Consider the following 19992-nt stretch of genomic DNA (forward strand, 5'->3'; position numbering starts at 1 on the left):
CCACCATTGTGTCGCACTATCATCGTCGAGTCATGGCATCCCGATACGACTGCACCGACTCCGACGGGCTCCTGACCGGGATGCGGCTCGCACGTGCCGCCCTCGGACGCGGAGAGCTCGTCGTGGTCCCCACCGACACCGTCTACGGCCTCGCCGCGGACGCCTTCAGCGCGACGGCCGTGCAGCGGCTGCTCGACGCGAAGGGCCGCACGCGGCAGTCGCCGCCGCCCGTGCTCATCCCCGGTCCGCCCACGCTCGACGCCCTCGCCAGCGAGGTCCCGCAGCCGGTGCGCGACCTGGTGGCCGAGTTCTGGCCGGGCGGGCTGACCGTCATCCTGCACGCACAGCCGTCGCTCGACTGGGACCTCGGCGAGACGCGCGGCACGGTCGCGCTGCGGATGCCGGACTCGCGGATCGCCCTCGAGCTCCTGCAGGAGGTCGGGCCCCTCGCGGTCTCGTCCGCGAACTCCACGGGCGACCCGGCCGCGATGGACGTCGACGCCGCCGAGCGCATGCTCGGTGACAGCGTCGCGATCTACCTGGACGGCGGACCCGTCGAGGTGCACGACGGCTTCGAGGCCAGCACCGGCTCGACGATCGTCGACGCCACCGGGCTGTCGGACGGCGGGAAGCTCCGCATCGTCCGGCACGGGGTGATCCCCGACGAGGAGATCATCCGGGTCGTCGGAGCCGACCTCGTCACATGAAGTACTACCTGCTCGCGGGGGCCATCGCCGCGGTCGTGAGCTTCGTGATGAGCCTGATCGTCTGGAAGCTCGGGCTGAAGTACAAGTGGTACCCGCAGGTCCGCGAGCGGGACGTGCACCGCACCCCGACGCCGCGGCTCGGTGGCATCGCGATGTACATCGGCGTCATCGTCTCGCTGCTCGCGGCCTGGTTCCTGTTCCCGTCGATCGCGGGGACCGACTACTTCCGGCTTGTGTTCTCCGAACCGGGTCGCGTGCTCGCGGTGCTCGGGGGAGCGACCATCATCGTGGTCCTCGGTGTCGCGGACGACATCTGGGACCTCGACTGGATGACCAAGCTCGCCGGGCAGATCATCGCGGCGGGCATCCTCGCCTGGCAGGGCGTCGCGATCGTCTCGCTGCCCATCGGCAACACGCTGGGCGTCGGCTCGTCGTACATGAGCCTGATCTTCACCGTGCTGGCGGTGGTGCTCGTGATGAACGCGGTGAACTTCATCGACGGGCTCGACGGACTGGTGGCCGGCGTCGCGATCATCGCCGGCGGGGTCTTCTTCCTCTACACGTTCTTCATCAACCGCGTGGTCGTGCAGACCGAGTTCTTCTTCAACCTGCCGTCGCTGCTCACCGCGGTGCTCGTCGGGGCCTGCTTCGGCTTCCTCATCCTGAACTGGCACCCCGCCAAGCTCTTCATGGGCGACGCCGGCGCGCTGCTCGTCGGGTTCCTGATGGCCACGAGCGCAGTGTCGGTCACGGGCAACATCGACCCGGCGGCGGTGCAGACACGCCAGGCGCTGCTGCCGGCGTTCATCCCGATCCTGCTGCCGTTCGCGATCCTGATCGTGCCGATCCTGGACTTCGGGCTCGCGGTCACCCGACGGCTCAGCGCGGGCAAGTCGCCGTTCTCGGCCGACCGGAAGCACCTGCACCACCGCCTGCTCGACATGGGGCACTCGCACTTCCACGCGGTGCTGATCTTCTACGCGTGGACCGCGACCGTCGCCTTCGGGTGCCTGCTGTTCCTCTTCGTGGACTGGTACTGGGTCGTCGTCTTCGTGTCCGTCGGCTTCACCGTCTGCGCCGTCGCGACCTTCGCGCCGCTCGGCCGGAAACGCACCGAGATCGCCGCCCAGACCGCCAACCGCTCCGCCGCCGTGGTGGACGCCAGCCTCGACCCGCTCGACCGGGCCGCCAACGACCGCACGATCCCTGGAGACATCACGTGACCGCACCGAACGCGCTCGACCACGTCCGGCCGGTGTTCCGCCGCATCATCACCTGGGGAGCGGTCCTCGCCGTCGCCCTCGCGGTGGTCGGCGGACTCATCGGGTTCCTCGTCGCGGACGGCCCGGGGTTGGTCGGGGGACTGCTCGGCGCCGTGCTGAGCGTCGTGTTCCTCGGGCTCACCGCGGTCAGTGTCCTCGTCGCGCTGCGCGTCTCGAAGGGCCAGATGATCTCCGGCGCCTTCTTCGGCATCGTGATGGGCACCTGGCTGCTCAAGTTCATCGTCTTCATCGTGCTGCTGGTCCTGCTCAAGGACCGTGACTGGGTCGACTTCCCGGTGCTGGCGATCGTGATCATCGCGGGGGTCGTCGGCTCCCTGGTGATCGACGTCGTCGCCGTCGCGAAGGCCCGCACCCCGATCGGCGTCCGGCTGCCGGGCGACGGCCTCGACGACTCCGCGGACGCTGGGAACCCGACCCCCCGCGTCTGAGAAGCCGGGAAGCCTCTCGCACCTGATAGGCTTCTTCAAGTCCGCTACCGGAGCCTTTCGCTCGGGGCGGACGAGCCTCCACAACGTCCACCATCGCGTGCCATGATGTGCGCGCGCCGACACAGGAGACAGCGCTGCTATCCCACGCTCTTCCCCTGTCCCTCTCCGCTGCGGTTGACACCGTCGCGGCGGGGAGCAGCAAGGCCGCCGAGTTCCATGGTCCGTCGATCAACGAGTTCTTCCCGGATGCGATCTTCTTCGCCGGGACGCCGTTCGAGATCGATCGGCTCGTCCTCATCCGTTTCTTCGCCGTCGCCGTGCTCCTGGTGTTCGCGTTCGTGGGCACCCGTGCACTGAAGCTCGTGCCGAACCGCGGTCAGGCGTTCATCGAGTACGCGTTCGACGTCGTCCGTCGCAACACCTTCGACAACCTCGGAGAGAAGGACGGCAAGCGCTTCCTGCCGCTCCTGGCGACGATCTTCTTCGGCGTGCTCTTCATGAACCTGACCGGTCTGGTCCCGTTCATGAACCTCGCCGGCACCAGCCGCATCGCGATGCCGATGATCCTGGCGATCGTCGCGTACCTCGCCTTCATCTACGCCGGCCTCCGCAAGCACCCGGGCACGTTCCTCAAGAACTCGCTCTTCCCGCCCGGGGTGCCGTGGCCGCTGTACATCATCGTGACGCCGATCGAGCTCGTCTCCACCTTCGTGCTCCGTCCCGTCACCCTGACGCTGCGACTCCTGATGAACATGGTCGTGGGGCACCTGCTCCTCGTGCTGTTCTTCTCGGCCACGCAGTTCTTCTTCTTCGACGCTTCGCTCGGCTTCAAGGCCTTCGGCGTCGGGACGATCGCGTTCGGCATCGCGTTCAGCTTCTTCGAGGTCCTCGTCGCGCTGCTGCAGGCCTACGTCTTCATGCTCCTCACCGCCGTCTACATCCAGCTGGCGCTGGCTGACGAGCACTGATTCCTCACTGACCCCCTACGGGACCGGCGACCGTCGGACCCGCACCTCGAAAGGAAAACACGTGGACGCAACGACCGTTCTCGCGGAGATCAACGGCAACATCGCGACGGTTGGCTACGGCCTCGCAGCGATCGGCCCGGCCATCGGTGTCGGCATCGTCGTCGGTAAGACGATCGAGTCCGTCGCTCGCCAGCCCGAGCTCCAGGGCCGCCTGACGACCCTCATGTACATCGGTATCGCCTTCACCGAGGCCCTGGCCTTCATCGGTATCGCCACGTACTTCATCTTCACCGGCACCAACTAAGGCTCCTCGATGCACAACGCACTCATCATCGCGGCGGAGGAGACGCACAACCCGCTGATCCCGCCGTTGTACGACGTCGTCTGGTCGGCGCTTGCCTTCGTCATCATCTTCCTGGTGATGTGGCGTGTCGTCACGCCGCGCATCACGAAGATGCTCGATGAGCGCACCGAGGCCATCGAGGGCGGCATCAAGAAGGCCGAGGCCGCTCAGGAGCAGGCCGCTGCTGCGCTCGACGAGTACAACAAGCAGCTCGCTGACGCACGTGCCGAGGCTTCGCGCATCCGTGAGCAGGCCCGCGCCGACGCCACGGCGATCGGCAACGAGGTCCGCGAGCAGGCGGCCGCCGATGCAGCACGCATCACGGCCAACGCCCAGGCGCAGATCGAGGCCGAGCGCCAGAGCGCCGTCCAGGCACTCCGGTCCGAAGTGGGCACCCTCGCGCTGGACCTCGCGTCCGGTGTGATCGGTGAGTCCCTCAAGGACGACGCCAAGTCGACCGCAGTGGTCGACCGCTTCCTCGCCGACCTCGAGGCCTCGCAGGCCACGAAGACGGGGGAGCACTGAGCATGCGAAGCGCTACCAGAGAAGCACTCGCGTCCACCAGGGCGGTGCTGTCGGACCTCGGTCCGAGCGCCGGCCTGGCGGCGGGTGCCGAGATCCTCGCCTCCGGGCGTGCGATCGCCGGTGCGCCGCAGCTGCTCGGGCTGCTGTCCGACCCCACGGCCGACGCGGCCGGCAAGAAGGTCCTCATCGACCGTGTCTTCGCCGGACAGTCGGACGCGACGCGTGCGGTCCTGACCGCGGTGGCCGGCTCGCGCTGGTCCTCGCAGCAGGACCTGCTCGCGGGCATCGAGGACGCGGGCATCCGCGCCGTCGCCGCCACCGCGGGTCCGGACTCGTCGATCGAGTCGGAGCTGTTCGCCTTCGAGACCGCCGTCCGCTCGGACGCCGGCCTCGAGCTGGCGCTCGGCACCAAGCTCGGCAGCCCCGAGCAGAAGGGCGCGCTCGTCGAGCGGCTCCTCGGTGCCAAGGCCTCGGAGCAGACGATCACGATCGTGTCGGCCCTGGTGCAGCAGCCCCGCGGCCGCCGCATCGGTGAGATCGTCCGCGACGCCTCGCGCATCGTGGCCGAGCAGGCCGGCAAGCTCGTCGCGACCGTCGTCACGGCGACGCCACTGACCCCCGCCCAGTCGGCCCGCGTCACGCGCGGTCTGTCCGATCGGTACGGCAAGGACATCAGCATCAACCAGGTCGTCGACCCCACGGTCGTCGGCGGGGTCCGGGTGCAGATCGGCGGCGACGTCATCGACGGCACCGTGTCCACGCGACTCTCGGAGCTCAGGCTCCAGCTCGCCGGCTAGGCGTACGGTCGAAGCCGCTCCTCCCCAAGTCCACAACGGGAACTGCCGAGTCCGGCAGCGTCACCCTCTCGGAGCCGAAGGGCCCCGGAAAACCACAAGGAAAATCCCATGGCAGACATCACCATCAGCCCCGATGAGATCCGTGATGCCCTGAAGGACTTCGTCTCGAACTACGAGCCGACGAAGGCCTCCACGGCCGAGGTCGGGCACGTCACCGACGCCGGTGACGGCATCGCCCACGTCGAGGGTCTCCCCGGCGTCATGGCGAACGAGCTCATCCGCTTCGCGGACGGCACGCTCGGCCTGGCGCAGAACCTCGACGAAGACGAGATCGGCGCCATCGTGCTCGGCGAGTTCGGCGGCATCGAGGAGGGCATGGAGGTCACCCGCACGGGTGAGGTCCTCTCCGCCCCCGTCGGCGACGCCTTCCTCGGTCGCGTCGTCGACCCGCTCGGCGCCCCGATCGACGGTCTCGGCGAGATCGCCGCAGAGGGCCGTCGTGCCCTCGAGCTCCAGGCTCCCGGCGTCATGGCCCGCAAGTCGGTCCACCAGCCGCTGCAGACCGGCATCAAGGCCATCGACGCGATGATCCCCGTCGGCCGTGGTCAGCGTCAGCTGATCATCGGCGACCGCCAGACCGGCAAGACGGCCATCGCGATCGACACGATCATCAACCAGAAGGCCAACTGGGAGTCCGGCGACGAGGAGAAGCAGGTTCGCTGCATCTACGTCGCCATCGGTCAGAAGGGCTCCACGATCGCCTCCGTCAAGGGTGCGCTCGAGGACGCCGGTGCGATGGAGTACACCACCATCGTCGCCGCTCCGGCCTCCGACCCGGCCGGCTTCAAGTACCTCGCCCCGTACACCGGTTCGGCCATCGGCCAGCACTGGATGTACCAGGGCAAGCACGTCCTCATCATCTTCGATGACCTGTCGAAGCAGGCCGAGGCCTACCGTGCGGTGTCGCTCCTCCTGCGTCGTCCGCCGGGCCGCGAGGCCTACCCGGGTGACGTCTTCTACCTGCACTCCCGTCTGCTGGAGCGTTGCGCGAAGCTGTCCGACGAGCTCGGCGCCGGTTCGATGACGGGGCTCCCGATCATCGAGACCAAGGCGAACGACGTCTCGGCGTACATCCCGACCAACGTCATCTCCATCACCGACGGCCAGATCTTCCTGCAGTCGGACCTCTTCAACGCGAACCAGCGTCCGGCCGTCGACGTGGGCATCTCGGTGTCCCGCGTCGGTGGTGACGCCCAGGTGAAGTCGATCAAGAAGGTCTCCGGCACGCTGAAGCTCGAGCTGGCGCAGTACCGCTCGCTCGAGGCGTTCGCGATGTTCGCGTCCGACCTCGACCAGGCGTCGCGTCGTCAGCTGGAGCGCGGTGCGCGTCTGACCGAGCTCCTCAAGCAGCCGCAGTACTCGCCCTACCCGGTCGAGGAGCAGGTCGTCTCGATCTGGGCCGGCACGAACGGCAAGCTCGACACCGTTCCGGTGCCGGACGTGCTCCGCTTCGAGTCCGAACTGCTCGACCACCTGCGTCGCAACTCCGACGTCCTCACGACGCTGCGCGAGACGAACCAGCTCAGCGACGAGACCGTCGCCGAGATGGACAAGCAGATCGACGAGTTCACGAAGAGCTTCCAGACGAGCGACGGCAAGACCCTCGGCTCCGAGCAGTTCGACGCGGCTGACGCCGAGGACGTCGACCAGGAGCAGATCGTCAAGGGTCGTCGCTAGATGGCAGCGCAGGTCCGGGTCTACCGCCAGCGGATCAAGTCGGCGAAGACCACGAAGAAGGTCACCCGCGCCATGGAGCTGATCTCGGCGTCGCGGATCCAGAAGGCGCAGGCCCGCATGGCTGCGTCCGGTCCGTACTCGCGGGCCGTCACGCGTGCGGTGTCGGCCGTAGCAACGTTCTCGAACGTCGACCACGTGCTGACCACCGAGCCGGAGTCGTCGACCCGTGCAGCCGTCGTGCTCTTCACCTCGGACCGCGGCCTGAACGGCGCGTTCAGCACGAACGTCCTCAAGCAGGGCGAGGAGCTCGCCTCCCTGCTCCGCAGCGAGGGCAAGGACGTCGTCTACTACCTGGTCGGCCGCAAGTCCGTCGGGTACTTCGCGTTCCGTGAGCGTCCGTCCGAGCAGCAGTGGGTCGGCAACACCGACCAGCCGGAGTTCTCGACGGCCAAGGAGATCGGCGACGCCGTCGTGGCGAAGTTCCTCCAGGACACCGCTGACGGCGGCGTGGACGAGATCCACATCGTGTTCAACCGGTTCATCAGCCTGGCGACCCAGGAGCCGCAGGTCGTTCGCCTGCTGCCCCTCGAGGTCGTCGAGGGCATCGACGAGCCCGAGGGCAACGAGCCCCTGCCGCTCTACGAGTTCGAGCCGGACGCCGATGCGGTGCTCGACTCGCTGCTCCCGGTCTACATCGAGAGCCGCATCTTCAACGCCATGCTGCAGTCGGCTGCTTCCGAGCACGCCGCGCGTCAGAAGGCGATGAAGGCGGCCAGCGACAACGCCGACTCGCTGATCCGTGACTTCACCCGACTCGCGAACAACGCGCGTCAGGCGGAGATCACCCAGCAGATCTCCGAGATCGTCGGCGGCGCCGACGCCCTCTCGTCGAAGAAGAAGTAGTCCGCGTCGTTCGCGGACAGATACCCACCCTCAGGAAGGCACCAGCCATGACCGACACCGCAACCACCGCGGTCGAGACGTCGTCGGCGCCCGGTGTCGGCCGGATCGCCCGTGTCACGGGCCCCGTCGTCGACATCGAGTTCCCCCACGACGCAATCCCGGAGATGTACAACCTCCTGTTCACGACCATCACCATCGGTGACTCGTCGCAGGAGATCGGCCTCGAGGTCGCGCAGCACCTCGGCGACGACCTCGTCCGTGCCATCTCCCTGAAGCCGACCGACGGCCTGGTCCGTGGCCAGGAGGTCCGTGACTCGGGCGCTCCGATCTCGGTCCCCGTCGGCGACGTCACCAAGGGCAAGGTCTTCGACGTCCTCGGGAACGTGCTCAACACGGACGAGAAGCTCGAGATCACCGAGCGCTGGCCGATCCACCGCAAGGCCCCGGCCTTCGACCAGCTCGAGTCCAAGACCTCGATGTTCGAGACCGGCATCAAGTCCATCGACCTCCTCACCCCGTACGTGCAGGGTGGCAAGATCGGCCTCTTCGGTGGTGCGGGCGTCGGCAAGACCGTCCTCATCCAGGAGATGATCCAGCGCGTCGCGCAGGACCACGGCGGTGTGTCGGTGTTCGCCGGTGTCGGTGAGCGCACCCGTGAGGGCAACGACCTCATCGGTGAGATGGAAGAGGCGGGTGTCTTCGACAAGACGGCCCTCGTGTTCGGCCAGATGGACGAGCCGCCGGGAACGCGTCTCCGCGTGGCCCTGTCGGCGCTGACGATGGCGGAGTACTTCCGCGATGTCCAGAAGCAGGACGTGCTCCTCTTCATCGACAACATCTTCCGCTTCACGCAGGCCGGCTCCGAGGTCTCGACGCTGCTCGGCCGCATGCCGTCCGCCGTGGGCTACCAGCCCAACCTCGCCGACGAGATGGGTGTGCTCCAGGAGCGCATCACCTCGACGCGTGGTCACTCGATCACCTCGCTGCAGGCGATCTACGTGCCGGCTGACGACTACACCGACCCGGCTCCGGCCACCACGTTCGCGCACCTCGACGCGACGACCGAGCTCTCCCGTGAGATCGCATCGCAGGGTCTGTACCCCGCGATCGACCCGCTGGCCTCGACGTCGCGCATCATGGACCCGCGTTACCTGGGTGCCGACCACTACGAGACGGCCACGCGCGTCAAGCAGATCCTCCAGAAGAACAAGGAACTGCAGGAGATCATCGCCATCCTCGGTGTCGACGAGCTCTCCGAAGAGGACAAGATCACGGTCGAGCGCGCTCGTCGTATCCAGCAGTTCCTCTCGCAGAACACCTACATGGCGAAGAAGTTCACGGGTGTCGAGGGCTCCACGGTGCCGCTCAAGGACACCATCGAGTCCTTCCGCGCCATCGCCGACGGCGAGTTCGACCACGTTGCGACCCAGGCGTTCTTCAACGTCGGTGGCATCAACGACGTGGAAGAGAAGTGGGCTCAGATCCAGAAGGAGAACCGCTGACATGGCGGGTCTCAGCGTGAGCGTCGTCTCGGCGGACCGTGAGGTCTGGTCGGGCGACACCACCATGGTCGTCGCACGGACGACAGAGGGCCAGATCGGCATCCTCGCCGGACACGAGCCGATGCTCGCGATCCTGGCGCAGGGTCAGGTCCGCATCACGCGGGCCGATGGGTCGACCGTCGCGGTCGACGCCGAGGACGGCTTCCTGTCGGTCGAGCACGACACGGTGACGATCGTCGCGCGGCAGGCCGCGCTGGCGTCCTGACCGGACTGACCGTCCTGCTCCCGCCTTCGGAGACGAAGCGGGAGGGCGGGGACACGAGGCGCACGCTCGATCTGCGTGCACTCTCGTTCCCGGAACTGGCCGATGAGCGGGCCGCGGTGATCACCGCGGCCCGCTTCGTCAGTTCCGAGGAGTCCTCGGCCAGGACGGCGCTCAAGCTCGGTCCGAAGTCGATCGCCGAGCGGCTCAGGAACCTCGAGCTCGACACCTCGGGCACCATGCCCGCGATCGAGCGGTACACCGGGGTCCTCTACGACCCGTTGGGCGCGCAGGACGCGGATGCTGCGACCCGCGCGTGGTGGGCGGAACACGTGGTCGTGCAGTCCGCGATGTTCGGCCCCATCGGTGCCGGTGACCCGATCCCGGCGTACCGGCTCTCACACGACTCGCGGCTCGGCTCGATCCGGTTGGCCGCGCACTGGCCCGCGGTGTCGACCCGTTCCCTGCTGACCCGTGCGGACGGCCTGGTGCTCGACCTGAGGTCCGAGGGGTACCGGCAGCTCGGTCCCGTGCCCGGAGCGGTGGCACCACGGGTGGTGAGTGTCGACGGCTCCGGTCGTCGTCGTGCGCTGAACCACTGGAACAAGACCGCGAAGGGTCGCCTGGTGGCGCTGCTCGCCCGCACCGGCGCGAGCATCGGCAGCATGGACGACCTGGTCGGTTGGGCGGCCGCGAACAACGTGGTCGTCGAGCGCAACGAGGGCGGCTGGGACCTGGTCGCCGAGAGCCTGGAGCCCGTCGCCGCCTGAGCGGGTGCCGGGTCGGCTCGTCCTCCACAGGCGTGAGCGAGGTCGCTCCGGTCCACAGATGGTCGGGGCGACCCTGCCTGGAGGCTCCCAGCACGTTTCGATGGCGTGCATGATCCCTCTCACGGCACAGTCCAGCCCCGGCTCCGCAGTCCGTTTCCCTCGCGAGATCGCCGCGGCGGTCACCCTCCCCGCTGCGGCGGCCGCGCTGGTCGCGCCCGGTCGCGCCGACCTGTCGACGGCCGCTGCGACGGCCGTGGTGACCGCGTGCGGCGCACTCGCGCCCCGGATGGCCCTGGTGCCGTTCATCGCGGCGCAGGGCACACCGGACCCCCGGTCGATCCGGGTGTTCGACCCCTTCGCGGACCCGACACCGCCGGCGCTCCACGGTTTCGGCCCGGCTCCCGATCGTGCCCGCGTGCGGGTCGCCGGTGACCGGTGCGCCGACGCGTGGCGGGTGTGGCGGGCGCAGGACGGCCCGTTCGACGGATCGTCGGGCGCTGCCGGCGCCCTGTCGCTCGGCGCCTGGTGTGCGTGGGCGCTCGGGTCGTGGGCCCGGGCGGAGACGCGTGCCCGGTACGCCCTCGAGACCCGCGCGGACGACCCGCTCGCGGGGCTCGTCCTGCGCTCGGTCGTCGCGGGCAGCGGGCCGTCGTGGGAGCGTCGATGACGTGGGGTCGACCGGATCGTCTACGGTGGGGGAGACCACACTGGGAGGGCTCCGGTTGTACGACGACGACATCGAGGACACCGTCATCCGGCGACCCCGACGATCGGTGGCCGACCGGACGGCGGACGCCGTCGACGACACCGTCATCCGGGGCGCAGGTCCCGTCGTCCCGGGAGCCGGCCCCGACTCCGACCCCGGTTCCGACGACGGGGTCCTCGGTGACACGGTCATCCGGCCCGCGCCCAGGGCAAGCGACCAGCCACCCGCAGCGGTGGACGACGTCGATCCGGAGGACACCGTCGTCCGGGTGCCGGCGCGACCCGGCGCCGGAGCGAGCCCGTTCGTGGGTGCCGCCCCGGGCCTCCCGGCCGTCCCGGCGGTGCCCGCCGCGCCCACTGCACGGGTGCCCTCGATCCGCATCGGCGACCGCACCTTCCGGCTCGACCACCCGGTGGTCATCGGCCGACGGCCGTCGCTGCCGCGGGTCACCCGTGGCCCGCAGCCCGAACTCGTGACCGTGCGGTCGGCGTACGGGCAGGTGTCGTCGTCGCACGTCCGGATGCACGCCGAGGGCGAAGCCGTCGTCGTGCAGGACCTCCGGTCCACCAACGGGACCGTCGTCCGCCCGGCCGGTGCACCCGCCTACCGCATGGCATCGGGTGCGTCGATCGTCGCGCTGACGGGTACGGTAGTCGAGATCGGTGACGGCAACGCCATCGAGGTCCTCTCGCCGTACCTCCGGGTCGCACCGACGGCAGAGGGGCTGCCTCCGGTTCCCCCGTGGCCCTCCGATCAGACAGCACACGGCACGCCCCGACCCACCAGAGAGCGATCCTGACACGTGACCGAACTCGGCCGAGCAGCCACTGCGCACGCCATCGACGTCCCCGGTGCCGACGGCGCCACCCTGACACTCTCGTGGGGAGCCGCGACCGACGTCGGTCGGCGGCGTGACCACAACGAGGACAGCTACATCGTGGGCGCGCCGTTCTTCGTCGTCGCCGACGGCATGGGCGGGCACCTCGCGGGCGACCGTGCCAGTGACGCGGTCGTGCGTCGGCTCGAGCAGGTGACGGCCGAACCGTTCACCACGCGTCAGGGCATCCAGCGTGCGCTGCTCCTCGCAACAGCCGACATCGAGCGTGCAGCCGGCGGCAACGCCATCGGCGCGGGCACCACCGTCACCGGGATCGCGCTCGTGGCGTCGCTCGGGCAGCCCGCTGCCCTCGTGTTCAACGTCGGCGACTCCCGCACCTACCGCATCGAGGACGGCGTGCTCCGCCGCGTCACCGTCGACCACTCGGTGGTGCAGGAGATGGTGGACGCCGGCCTGCTGCGTGCCGAGGACGCCGAGCAGCACCCGGACAGCAACGTCATCACGCGTGCGGTCGGCTTCGGCGAACCGCCGGCACCGGACTGGTGGACCCTGCCCCTGCGGGCCGGTGACCGCTACATCGTCTGCTCCGACGGGCTGACCAAGGAGCTCGGCGACGCCGGCATCGCGCGCATCGCGGCACGTGAGCCCGGCGCGCAGGACCTGGCGGAGCGCCTCGTCGGCGACGCCGTCGTGGCCGGCGGTCGTGACAACGTCACCGTCGTGGTGCTGCAGGTCGATTCCGCACCGGACGACGGCGACCTCGAGGACACGCTGCCGCGTCACTAGCTGGCCCCCGAACTGGGGGAACACGTCGAGCTGTGGGGGATCGGCGTGCGGAATGTCGGTCACCCACGCTTCGTACAATGACATGGCCACGTCGAGAGAGCTGGCCGCTCGGCCGGGGGAGGAGAGGACCATGGCGAGACGCCTGCCGTCCAACCCGCCCGTGATCGGCGGTTTCAGTCCCGTGCACGTCCTCGGGTCCGGTGGCTTCGCCGACGTCTTCCTCTACGAGCAGGACATGCCCCGACGACAGGTCGCGGTGAAGGTGCTGCTGGACGAGGTCGTCGACGACCGCGTCCGGCAGATGTTCCAGGCCGAGGCCAACCTGATGGCGCGGCTCAGCACGCACCCGTCGATCCTCACCGTCCTCCAGGCCAGCGTCGCCGCCGACGGCCGGCCCTACCTGGTCATGGAGCTCTGCTCCTCGTCCCTCAGTGAGCGCTACCGCCGCGAACCGATCCCGGTGTCCGAGGTGCTGTCGATCGGCATCCGCATCGGGTCGGCGCTCGAGACCGCACACCGCGAGGGCGTGCTGCACCGCGACATCAAGCCGTCGAACATCCTGCTGACGGCCTACGGCAACCCCGTGCTCTCCGACTTCGGCATCGCCGCGACGATCGGGGGTACCGACCCCGACGAGCCGATCGGCATGTCGATCCCGTGGTCCGCGCCCGAGGTCCTGATCGACGAGTCGCGCGGCACGATCCAGTCAGAGGTGTACTCCCTCGCGGCGACCGTGTACTCGCTCCTCGCCGGGCGCAGCCCGTTCGAGATCCGCGGCGGCAAGAACGGTGCGAACGACCTGATGCACCGGATCGACAAGGGCGGCGTGAAGCCCACCGGTCGCACCGACGTGCCGCCCTCGCTGGAGCGCCTGCTCGCCTCGGCGCTGTCCCGCAAGCCGCAGGGCCGCCCCGCGACGGTGATCGAACTCGTCCGCGGCTTCCAGCAGGTCGAGGCCGAGCTCGGCATCCCGCAGACGTCCGCCGACGTCGCGGTCGAGGCCTGGGCGATCTCGACGCCGACCCCGCACGGTGAGCGCACCGTGATCCGTGAGCTGCAGCCGCCCACCCGGGTCGGCGGACGTCGTCGCACCCGCCGTGCGGTGCAGGGTGGGGTCGTGGCCGGGGGTTCGCACAGCGTCGGCACCGTGCACCGCACCGGGTCCGTGACGCGTGCCCGGCGCCGGACCCGTTCGACCCTGGTCTGGGCGACGTCCCTGGCCGTCGTCGTGGTCGCCGCACTGGCGATCGCCACGGTCGTCGTCGTCGGTCGGCTCGGCGCCGGGGCGATCCCGGTCGTGGCCGAGGTCCGTGCCGAGCCGTCGCCGCAGTCCGTGTCCTTCAGCTGGACCGACCCGGGGCTGCGCAGCGGCGACACGTACGTCATCTCGTCCAACGGGTCTTCGAGCCAGCAGACCGGCACGACGTTCGTCGTCTCCGGTGAACGCGGCGACGAGGAGTGCATCGCCGTCGCCGTGAACCGCGACGGCAAGACGGGTGCCGCGAGCGCGCAGAAGTGCGCGACGATCGGGAGCGCCGGGTGATCCGCGCCCTCCTCGCGAAGCACCGCTCCGCCGCCGTGACGACCGGTGCCTCGGTGCTCGTCGCCGCCGTCGTCGCGACCACCGCCATCGTCTCCACCGGGTACCACACGCAACGCGTCGACCTCGGCGACGGCACGGTCTGGGTGCCCTCGGCCGAGTACGGCGCGGTCGGCCGGGCGAACACCGGCATCCTGCAGCTCAACACCGCCGTCGAGACGGCCAGCGACGACCTGTCCGTGCTGCAGCGCGGCTCCACCGTCTACAGCGTGGACGAGACGAAGGGCACGGTCGCCCGGGTCGACGTCGCCGACGCCACCGTGGGTGATGCGATCACGCTGCCGGCGGGGACGCCGCAGGTCTTCTTCGCGGGCGACACCGCGGTCATCGGCAACGCCGACACGGGCGAGCTCTGGGCGACCCCCGCGAACGACCTCGCCGAGTTCGACGCGTCGGCCAAGGCAGACCTGACCCTGGGCGCCGACACCGTCTTCGACGCCTCCGACGGCCACGTCGCAGTCTACTCCGCGAAGACCGGGACGGCGTCGCTGGTCGACGTCGGCACGACACTCACCGTCGCCGAACGGTGGAAGGTCGACATGGACCGCGGCGACGACTTCCAGGTCGCCACGTTCGACGGGCACCTCGCCGTGCTCGACCGGACGAGCGGTGCCCTGTCGGTCGACGGCCGCACCGTCGAACTCGGCGACCGGGTGGGGTCGTCGCCGGCCCTCCAGCGGTCCTCCGACAGCACGGCCCAGGTGACGGTCGCGGGCACGGCGGGCCTGGTCCGCGTCAGCGCCTCCGGCACCGTGGACGCCACCGCGCTCCAGGTGGCCGGACGAGCCGCGCGGCCCTACGTCGACGGCTCCTGCACGTACGCGGCGTGGGCGGGCGGACAGGCGATCGACACGTGTGACGGCAACGCGCTGCAGCGGCTGGCGAGCACCGGCGGCACGAGCGAACTGCAGATCCTGCACAACGGCGACACCGTCGTCGCCAACGACCCGACGAGCGGCCGTTCCTGGGCGATCGACCGGAGCGGGCAGCTCATCGACAACTGGGCCGACCTGATCAAGCAGGACGACGAGCAGCAGCAGGAGCAGGTCTCCGACGACGACCCCGAGGTCGACAAGGACCAGAAGCCGCCGGTGGCGGTGGACGACGAACTGGGCGCTCGTCCGGGACGCACCACGAGCCTCCCGGTCCTGCTGAACGACTACGACCCGAACGGTGACCCGATCATCGTGAGCGAGGTCGGCGCCATCTCGAAGTCCGCCGGCCGCGTCGCGATCGTCGGCGACGGCCAACGCCTGCAGGTCACGCTGTCGTCGCGCGCCACCGGGACCGTGACGTTCCCGTACACGATCACCGACGGCAACGGCGGATCGGACACCGCGACCGTCCGGATCAGTGTGCGCCCCGACAGTCAGAACGAGGCGCCGCGGCAGGTCCGTGACACCTCGGCCGACGTCGTCCAGAACGGGCACGTCGTCTCGAACGTCCTCGGCGACTGGGTCGACCCGGACGGCGACCCGGTGTACCTGGAGTCGGCGACCGCGTCGAACGGTGACCGGGTGTCCACCACACCGGACGGCCTGCTCGACTTCCGGAACGACAGCGGCCGGACCGGTGAGCGCTCCGTGCAGCTGGTCGTGAGCGACGGTCGCGCCGACGGTCGGGGTGCCGTGACGGTCCGGGTCGCCAAGCAGGGCACCGTCCCGCTGCGCGCCGATCCGTTCCCGGTGTCCGGGTACGCCGGCAAGGCCTTCACGGTCGAGCCGCTCGACCACGTGCGCGGTGGCAACGGCACCGTGACGCTGACGAGCGTGTCGTCGGCGTCCGGGCTCACCGTCACCCCGAGCTACGACGCCGGGACCTTCCGGGTGCAGGGGGAGCGGGCGGGCGACCACCAGCTCGAATACACGGTGACCGACGGCGTGAAGACCTCGAGCGGCATCGTCCGGGTGACCGTCCTCGCGCCACCGGACGCCTCGACGGCGCCGATCACCACGCCGAAGACGGTGTTCGTGAACACCCTGTCCACCAAGGACACGGACGTCACCGCGACCGACATCGACCCGGCGGGCGGGGTGCTGCTCGTGACGGCGCTCGACGGACCCCCACGGGGCAGCGGTGTGCAGGCGAGCATCCTCGACCAGCACACGGTCCGTGTCACGCTCACGGCACCCCTCGACGGGCCGGTCTCGTTCGGGTACACGGAGACGAACGGCCTGGCGTCGTCACCCGGCACGATCACGGTCGTCGAGATCCCGAGGCCCGACCGCATCCAGCCCCCGGTCGCCCAGCCGGACAGCGCCACCGTCCGTGTCGGCGACGTCGCGAACATCGACGTGCTCGACAACGACACCCAGCCCGAGGGCGAGCCGTTGACGCTGCAGCCCGAACTGGTGCAGAACGTCCCCGGTGACGGCGGCCTGCTGTTCGTCTCCGGCGACCACCTGCGGTACCTCGCCCCGAAGACGCCGGGCAACTACACCGCCGTCTACCGGGTCGCCGGCCCGGACGGCCAGTACGCCGACGCCGCGGTGTCGATCTCGGTGCGCGAACGCGACGCCGCCACGAACAACCCGCCCGTCCCGCAGACCGTCACCGCGCGCGTCGTCGCCGGGTCGTCGGTGCGTGTCAGCGTGCCGTTGAACGGGATCGACCCGGACGGCGACTCCGTCCAGCTGGTCGGCGTGGGCTCCAACCCCGACAAGGGGTCGGTCTCGGACGTCGCCTCGGACGCCCTGACCTACGAGGCGGGCGACTACTCGGCCGGCACCGACGAGTTCACCTACACCGTCGTCGACGCCCTCGGGGCCCGCGCCACCGGCACCGTACGGGTCGGCATCGCACCCCGCGCCGAGCAGGCCTCGAACCCCGTGGCCGAGGCCGACCACGTCACGATCCGCCCCGGTGGGTCGGTGACGGTGCGCGTCCTGCAGAACGACTCCGACCCGGAAGGCGGGCAGCTGACCGTCGCGCAGGCCGAGCCGACGGCCGAGGACGTCACCGCCAAGGTCCTCCGGAAGCAGCAGATCCGCGTCACGCCTCCGGAGTCGGCGAAGAGCGGTGACTTCGCAGTGCTCTACACCGTCGCGAACAGCAGCGGGGGGTCGAGCACGGCCTTCCTCACGGTGACCGTCGACCCCGACGCCCAGCCGCTCCGGCCCGAGGTCGACGACACGACCCTCGACCTGCAGGACATCCTGCACCGGCAGAGCGTGACCGTCGACGTGCTCGACAACGTCTTCTTCGCCGAGGGCACCGCGGCCGACCTCCGGGTCGGGGTCGTCCCCGGCTACGGCGACACCGCGACGCCCACCGACGACGGCCGCATCACCGTCCGGTTGACCGAGGACTCGCAGGTGATCCCGTTCTCGGTCGCCCGGGCCGACCACCCGGACATCGTCTCCTACGGCTTCATCAACGTGCCGGGCTTCGACGATGCCCTGCCCCAGATCAACCGCAGCGCCGGTGCGGTCACGGTGAAGAGCGAGGCCACCGTCCGCATCCCGCTGCAGGACTTCGTCGTGACGGCGAACGGCGAGACCGCGAAGATCACCGACCGCGGCACGGTCAAGGCCACCCACGCCAACGGGCAGAGTCTGGTGGTGGACTCGTCGACGCTGCAGTTCACGTCGTCGAAGCTCTACTACGGCAAGGCGTCGATCTCGTTCGAGGTGACCGACGGCTCGTCGGCGAACGGCGGCAAGGGGCGCGTCGCCACCCTCGTGCTCCCGATCACGGTCACGCCCCGGTCGAACCAGCCGCCGGCGTTCACGGGTTCCTCGGTCGAGATGCAGCCGGGCGAGACGCGCAAGATCGACCTGACGAAGCTGACCGACTACCCGTACCCCAGGGACCTGCCCGAGCTCCGGTACTCGATCGTCGGCCGGCCCGCCGCGGGGACGACCGCGTCGATCGCGAAGCAGCAGCTCACGATCTCGGTCGCCGACACCGCGAAGAAGAACACCACCGCGTCGATCGGGATCGGTGTCGCGGACGACGCCAACACCGGTCGCGCCGGCACCGTCACCGTCGGCGTCGTCGCCTCCACCCGTCCGGTGGTCCAGCCCGGTGCCGACCGGTCGGTGACGAAGCGGGGGGCGACCACCACCATCGACGTGCTCACGAACGACCAGCCGACCAACCCGTTCCCGGGTGAGCGGTTGCGCGTCGTGAACATCCGGGGTCTGTCCGGCGGGCTGCCGAGCGGCGTCACCGTGACCCCGAGCGGTGACCGCACGCGCCTGCAGGTCTCGGTCGCCGACACCGCGAAGCCCGGCGACGCCCACCTGCAGTACCAGGTGGCGGACGCGACGAACGACCCCGACCGGTACGTCTGGGGCGACGTCACGATCTCGGTGCAGGACGTCCCGGACGCTCCGGGTGCGCCCACCCGCACCGGCTCGTACGACGGCGGTCAGGTCACGCTCACGTGGTCGACTCCGCAGGGCAACAACTCGCCCATCACGGGCTACCGGGTCGTCGGGACCAACGGCGTCTCGAAGAACTGCGGAACCGCGACGGTGTGCACGCTGACCGGACTCGACCCGAAGGCGTCGTACCGGTTCCAGGTCGTGGCGACCAACGCGATCGGTGACTCGAAGCCCTCGTCCCGTTCGGGTCCGATGAGTGCGGACTTCGTGCCGGCGCCCCCGAAGGGCATCACGGTCACGCCGAGCAAGGCGACGCCGAACCAGCTCGACGTCAAGTGGGGCAAGGTGTCCGCGCCGAACAACGGCAGCGCGGTCGACGACTACATCGTCACGATCGAGGGCCCGGGCCTGTCGACCACGCGGCACACCGGTACCGCCACGAACACCTCGTTCACCGGCGCCCAGAGCGCTGCCCAGTACAAGGTCACCGTGTCCGCTCGCAACGACGCCGACCGCAACGGCACCGTCGTGCAGTGGAACTCCGCGTCCGCCACCGGCAGTGCCGTCGGGACACCGGGCGTCCCGACGCTGAACGCGTCGCGCGACGTGTCGCCCGGGCGGACCAACGTGTCGCTCAGTGCGGCCGAGAACGACTGGGCCGGGGGCGGTCGAACGCTCACGATCGTGCGGTACCCGCCCGGGGTGAACATTCCGAGCGGTTGCTCGACCACCGGCTCGGACAAGCGCTGGGACGGCGGGAGCGCCAACGACACGCTGAACTCGAACGGCAACTTCCAGTACGTCGCGCTTGCCGACAACGGTCTGTTCTGCACGCCGAGCCGTGCGGCGTCCGTGCAGGGGTACTCCGCTCCGGGGGCCGCGTCGGCCGACATCGGCGTCGAGCGGTTCAGCGAGGACGACGGCACGTACGCGATCCGCATCCGGAACCCGCGCGCCCAGCCGAGCCCCAACGGATCGATCGACCACTACGCCTACTCGGTCAACGGCGGCGGCCTCGTGTCCTTCGGCGGGAACGGCTCCTGGGTCACCGGTGCCGCGTTCGGCTCGACGGTGAGCGTGACCGTGGTGGCCTGCGCGGACGGCACGTCCAACTTCTGCGGGGACGGCGCCACGGTGGGCGGGCTGCGCCCGGTGCAGACCCGTGCCACGCTGCCGGACTCCGTGACGGCCGGGACACAACTGACGGTGACTGCGCCGCCGCAGAACGCCGGGCTCCAGCCGACCGGATACCGGGTCGTCTTCTGCGCCTCGCGGTACTACCAGCTCTGCGGAGAGGGCACGGTCTACGCGCCGGACGCCCTGCCGACGGTCGAGGACGCACCGCTCTCGCGGTACGTGTACGTCGCGGCGATCGTCGACGGCCACGAGGACCCGAACCCGCCGAGCGCGTCGATCGATGCGGCGCCCGAACCCGAGCAGCCCGCTCCCGAGCAGCCCGCCCCGGAACCCGCTCCCGGCGGCTGACGCCCGCCCGACCTGCCCCGACCC

At 69.9% G+C, this 19992-nt stretch carries 17 protein-coding genes; all 17 read left to right on the plus strand.

Annotation, left to right across the window (positions count from 1 at the left end; all coding sequences use genetic code 11):
- The first annotated feature begins 32 nt into the window (after positions 1-32).
- The 17 genes from DEJ12_RS04785 (at position 33) to DEJ12_RS04865 (ending at position 19968) form a co-directional block, all read left to right on the plus strand.
- A complete protein-coding gene (locus tag DEJ12_RS04785) occupies positions 33-707 on the plus strand; it encodes an L-threonylcarbamoyladenylate synthase (RefSeq protein WP_027465784.1) in 675 nt (224 codons plus the stop codon).
- Positions 704-1930, plus strand: a complete 1227-nt coding sequence (locus tag DEJ12_RS04790) for an MraY family glycosyltransferase (protein ID WP_027465783.1) — start codon at positions 704-706, stop codon at positions 1928-1930. The genes DEJ12_RS04785 and DEJ12_RS04790 overlap by 4 nt, the downstream gene beginning before the upstream one ends.
- Entirely contained in the window at positions 1927-2418 is a 492-nt protein-coding gene (locus tag DEJ12_RS04795) for a hypothetical protein (RefSeq protein WP_217499674.1), read from the plus strand. Before DEJ12_RS04790 ends, DEJ12_RS04795 begins: the two co-directional genes overlap by 4 nt.
- 107 nt (positions 2419-2525) lie before the next feature.
- A complete protein-coding gene (gene atpB / locus DEJ12_RS04800) occupies positions 2526-3386 on the plus strand; it encodes a F0F1 ATP synthase subunit A (protein WP_241660362.1) in 861 nt (286 codons plus the stop codon).
- Positions 3387-3447: 61 nt separating this feature from the next.
- Positions 3448-3690: an ATP synthase F0 subunit C gene (gene atpE / locus DEJ12_RS04805; RefSeq protein ID WP_017885749.1), complete on the plus strand. Its 243-nt coding sequence runs from the start codon at positions 3448-3450 to the stop codon at positions 3688-3690.
- Between the two features lie 9 nt (positions 3691-3699).
- Positions 3700-4254, plus strand: coding sequence for a F0F1 ATP synthase subunit B (locus DEJ12_RS04810; RefSeq protein ID WP_071404610.1), 555 nt, complete (start codon positions 3700-3702; stop codon positions 4252-4254).
- Between the two features lie 2 nt (positions 4255-4256).
- A complete protein-coding gene (locus DEJ12_RS04815; RefSeq protein ID WP_111029229.1) occupies positions 4257-5051 on the plus strand; it encodes a F0F1 ATP synthase subunit delta in 795 nt (264 codons plus the stop codon).
- A 108-nt stretch (positions 5052-5159) separates the two neighbouring features.
- Entirely contained in the window at positions 5160-6788 is a 1629-nt protein-coding gene (atpA, locus tag DEJ12_RS04820; RefSeq protein WP_027465778.1) for a F0F1 ATP synthase subunit alpha, read from the plus strand.
- Positions 6789-7691, plus strand: coding sequence for a F0F1 ATP synthase subunit gamma (locus tag DEJ12_RS04825; protein WP_027465777.1), 903 nt, complete (start codon positions 6789-6791; stop codon positions 7689-7691).
- A gap of 47 nt (positions 7692-7738) precedes the next feature.
- A complete protein-coding gene (atpD, locus tag DEJ12_RS04830; protein ID WP_017885744.1) occupies positions 7739-9193 on the plus strand; it encodes a F0F1 ATP synthase subunit beta in 1455 nt (484 codons plus the stop codon).
- 1 nt (position 9194) lies between these two features.
- Positions 9195-9458, plus strand: coding sequence for a F0F1 ATP synthase subunit epsilon (locus DEJ12_RS04835; RefSeq protein ID WP_027465776.1), 264 nt, complete (start codon positions 9195-9197; stop codon positions 9456-9458).
- A 14-nt stretch (positions 9459-9472) separates the two neighbouring features.
- On the plus strand, positions 9473-10225 hold the full coding sequence (locus DEJ12_RS04840) for a YaaA family protein (RefSeq protein WP_258375598.1): 753 nt from the start codon (positions 9473-9475) through the stop codon (positions 10223-10225).
- Positions 10226-10334: 109 nt separating this feature from the next.
- A complete protein-coding gene (locus DEJ12_RS04845) occupies positions 10335-10892 on the plus strand; it encodes a hypothetical protein (RefSeq protein WP_111029231.1) in 558 nt (185 codons plus the stop codon).
- 25 nt (positions 10893-10917) lie between these two features.
- Positions 10918-11730 (plus strand): FHA domain-containing protein, encoded by an 813-nt coding sequence (locus DEJ12_RS04850; protein ID WP_146245536.1) that lies wholly within the window; start codon positions 10918-10920, stop codon positions 11728-11730.
- A 3-nt stretch (positions 11731-11733) separates the two neighbouring features.
- A complete protein-coding gene (locus DEJ12_RS04855; RefSeq protein WP_111029233.1) occupies positions 11734-12555 on the plus strand; it encodes a PP2C family serine/threonine-protein phosphatase in 822 nt (273 codons plus the stop codon).
- Positions 12556-12685: 130 nt separating this feature from the next.
- On the plus strand, positions 12686-14098 hold the full coding sequence (locus tag DEJ12_RS04860) for a serine/threonine-protein kinase (RefSeq protein WP_111029234.1): 1413 nt from the start codon (positions 12686-12688) through the stop codon (positions 14096-14098).
- Positions 14095-19968 carry an Ig-like domain-containing protein gene (locus tag DEJ12_RS04865; RefSeq protein ID WP_111029235.1) on the plus strand — a complete coding sequence of 1958 codons (5874 nt, stop codon included), beginning with the start codon at positions 14095-14097 and terminating at the stop codon, positions 19966-19968. Before DEJ12_RS04860 ends, DEJ12_RS04865 begins: the two co-directional genes overlap by 4 nt.
- Positions 19969-19992: the final 24 nt, after the last annotated feature.

It is taken from the genome of Curtobacterium sp. MCLR17_059, from assembly GCF_003234665.1.
In the GTDB taxonomy this organism is placed as follows: domain Bacteria; phylum Actinomycetota; class Actinomycetes; order Actinomycetales; family Microbacteriaceae; genus Curtobacterium; species Curtobacterium flaccumfaciens.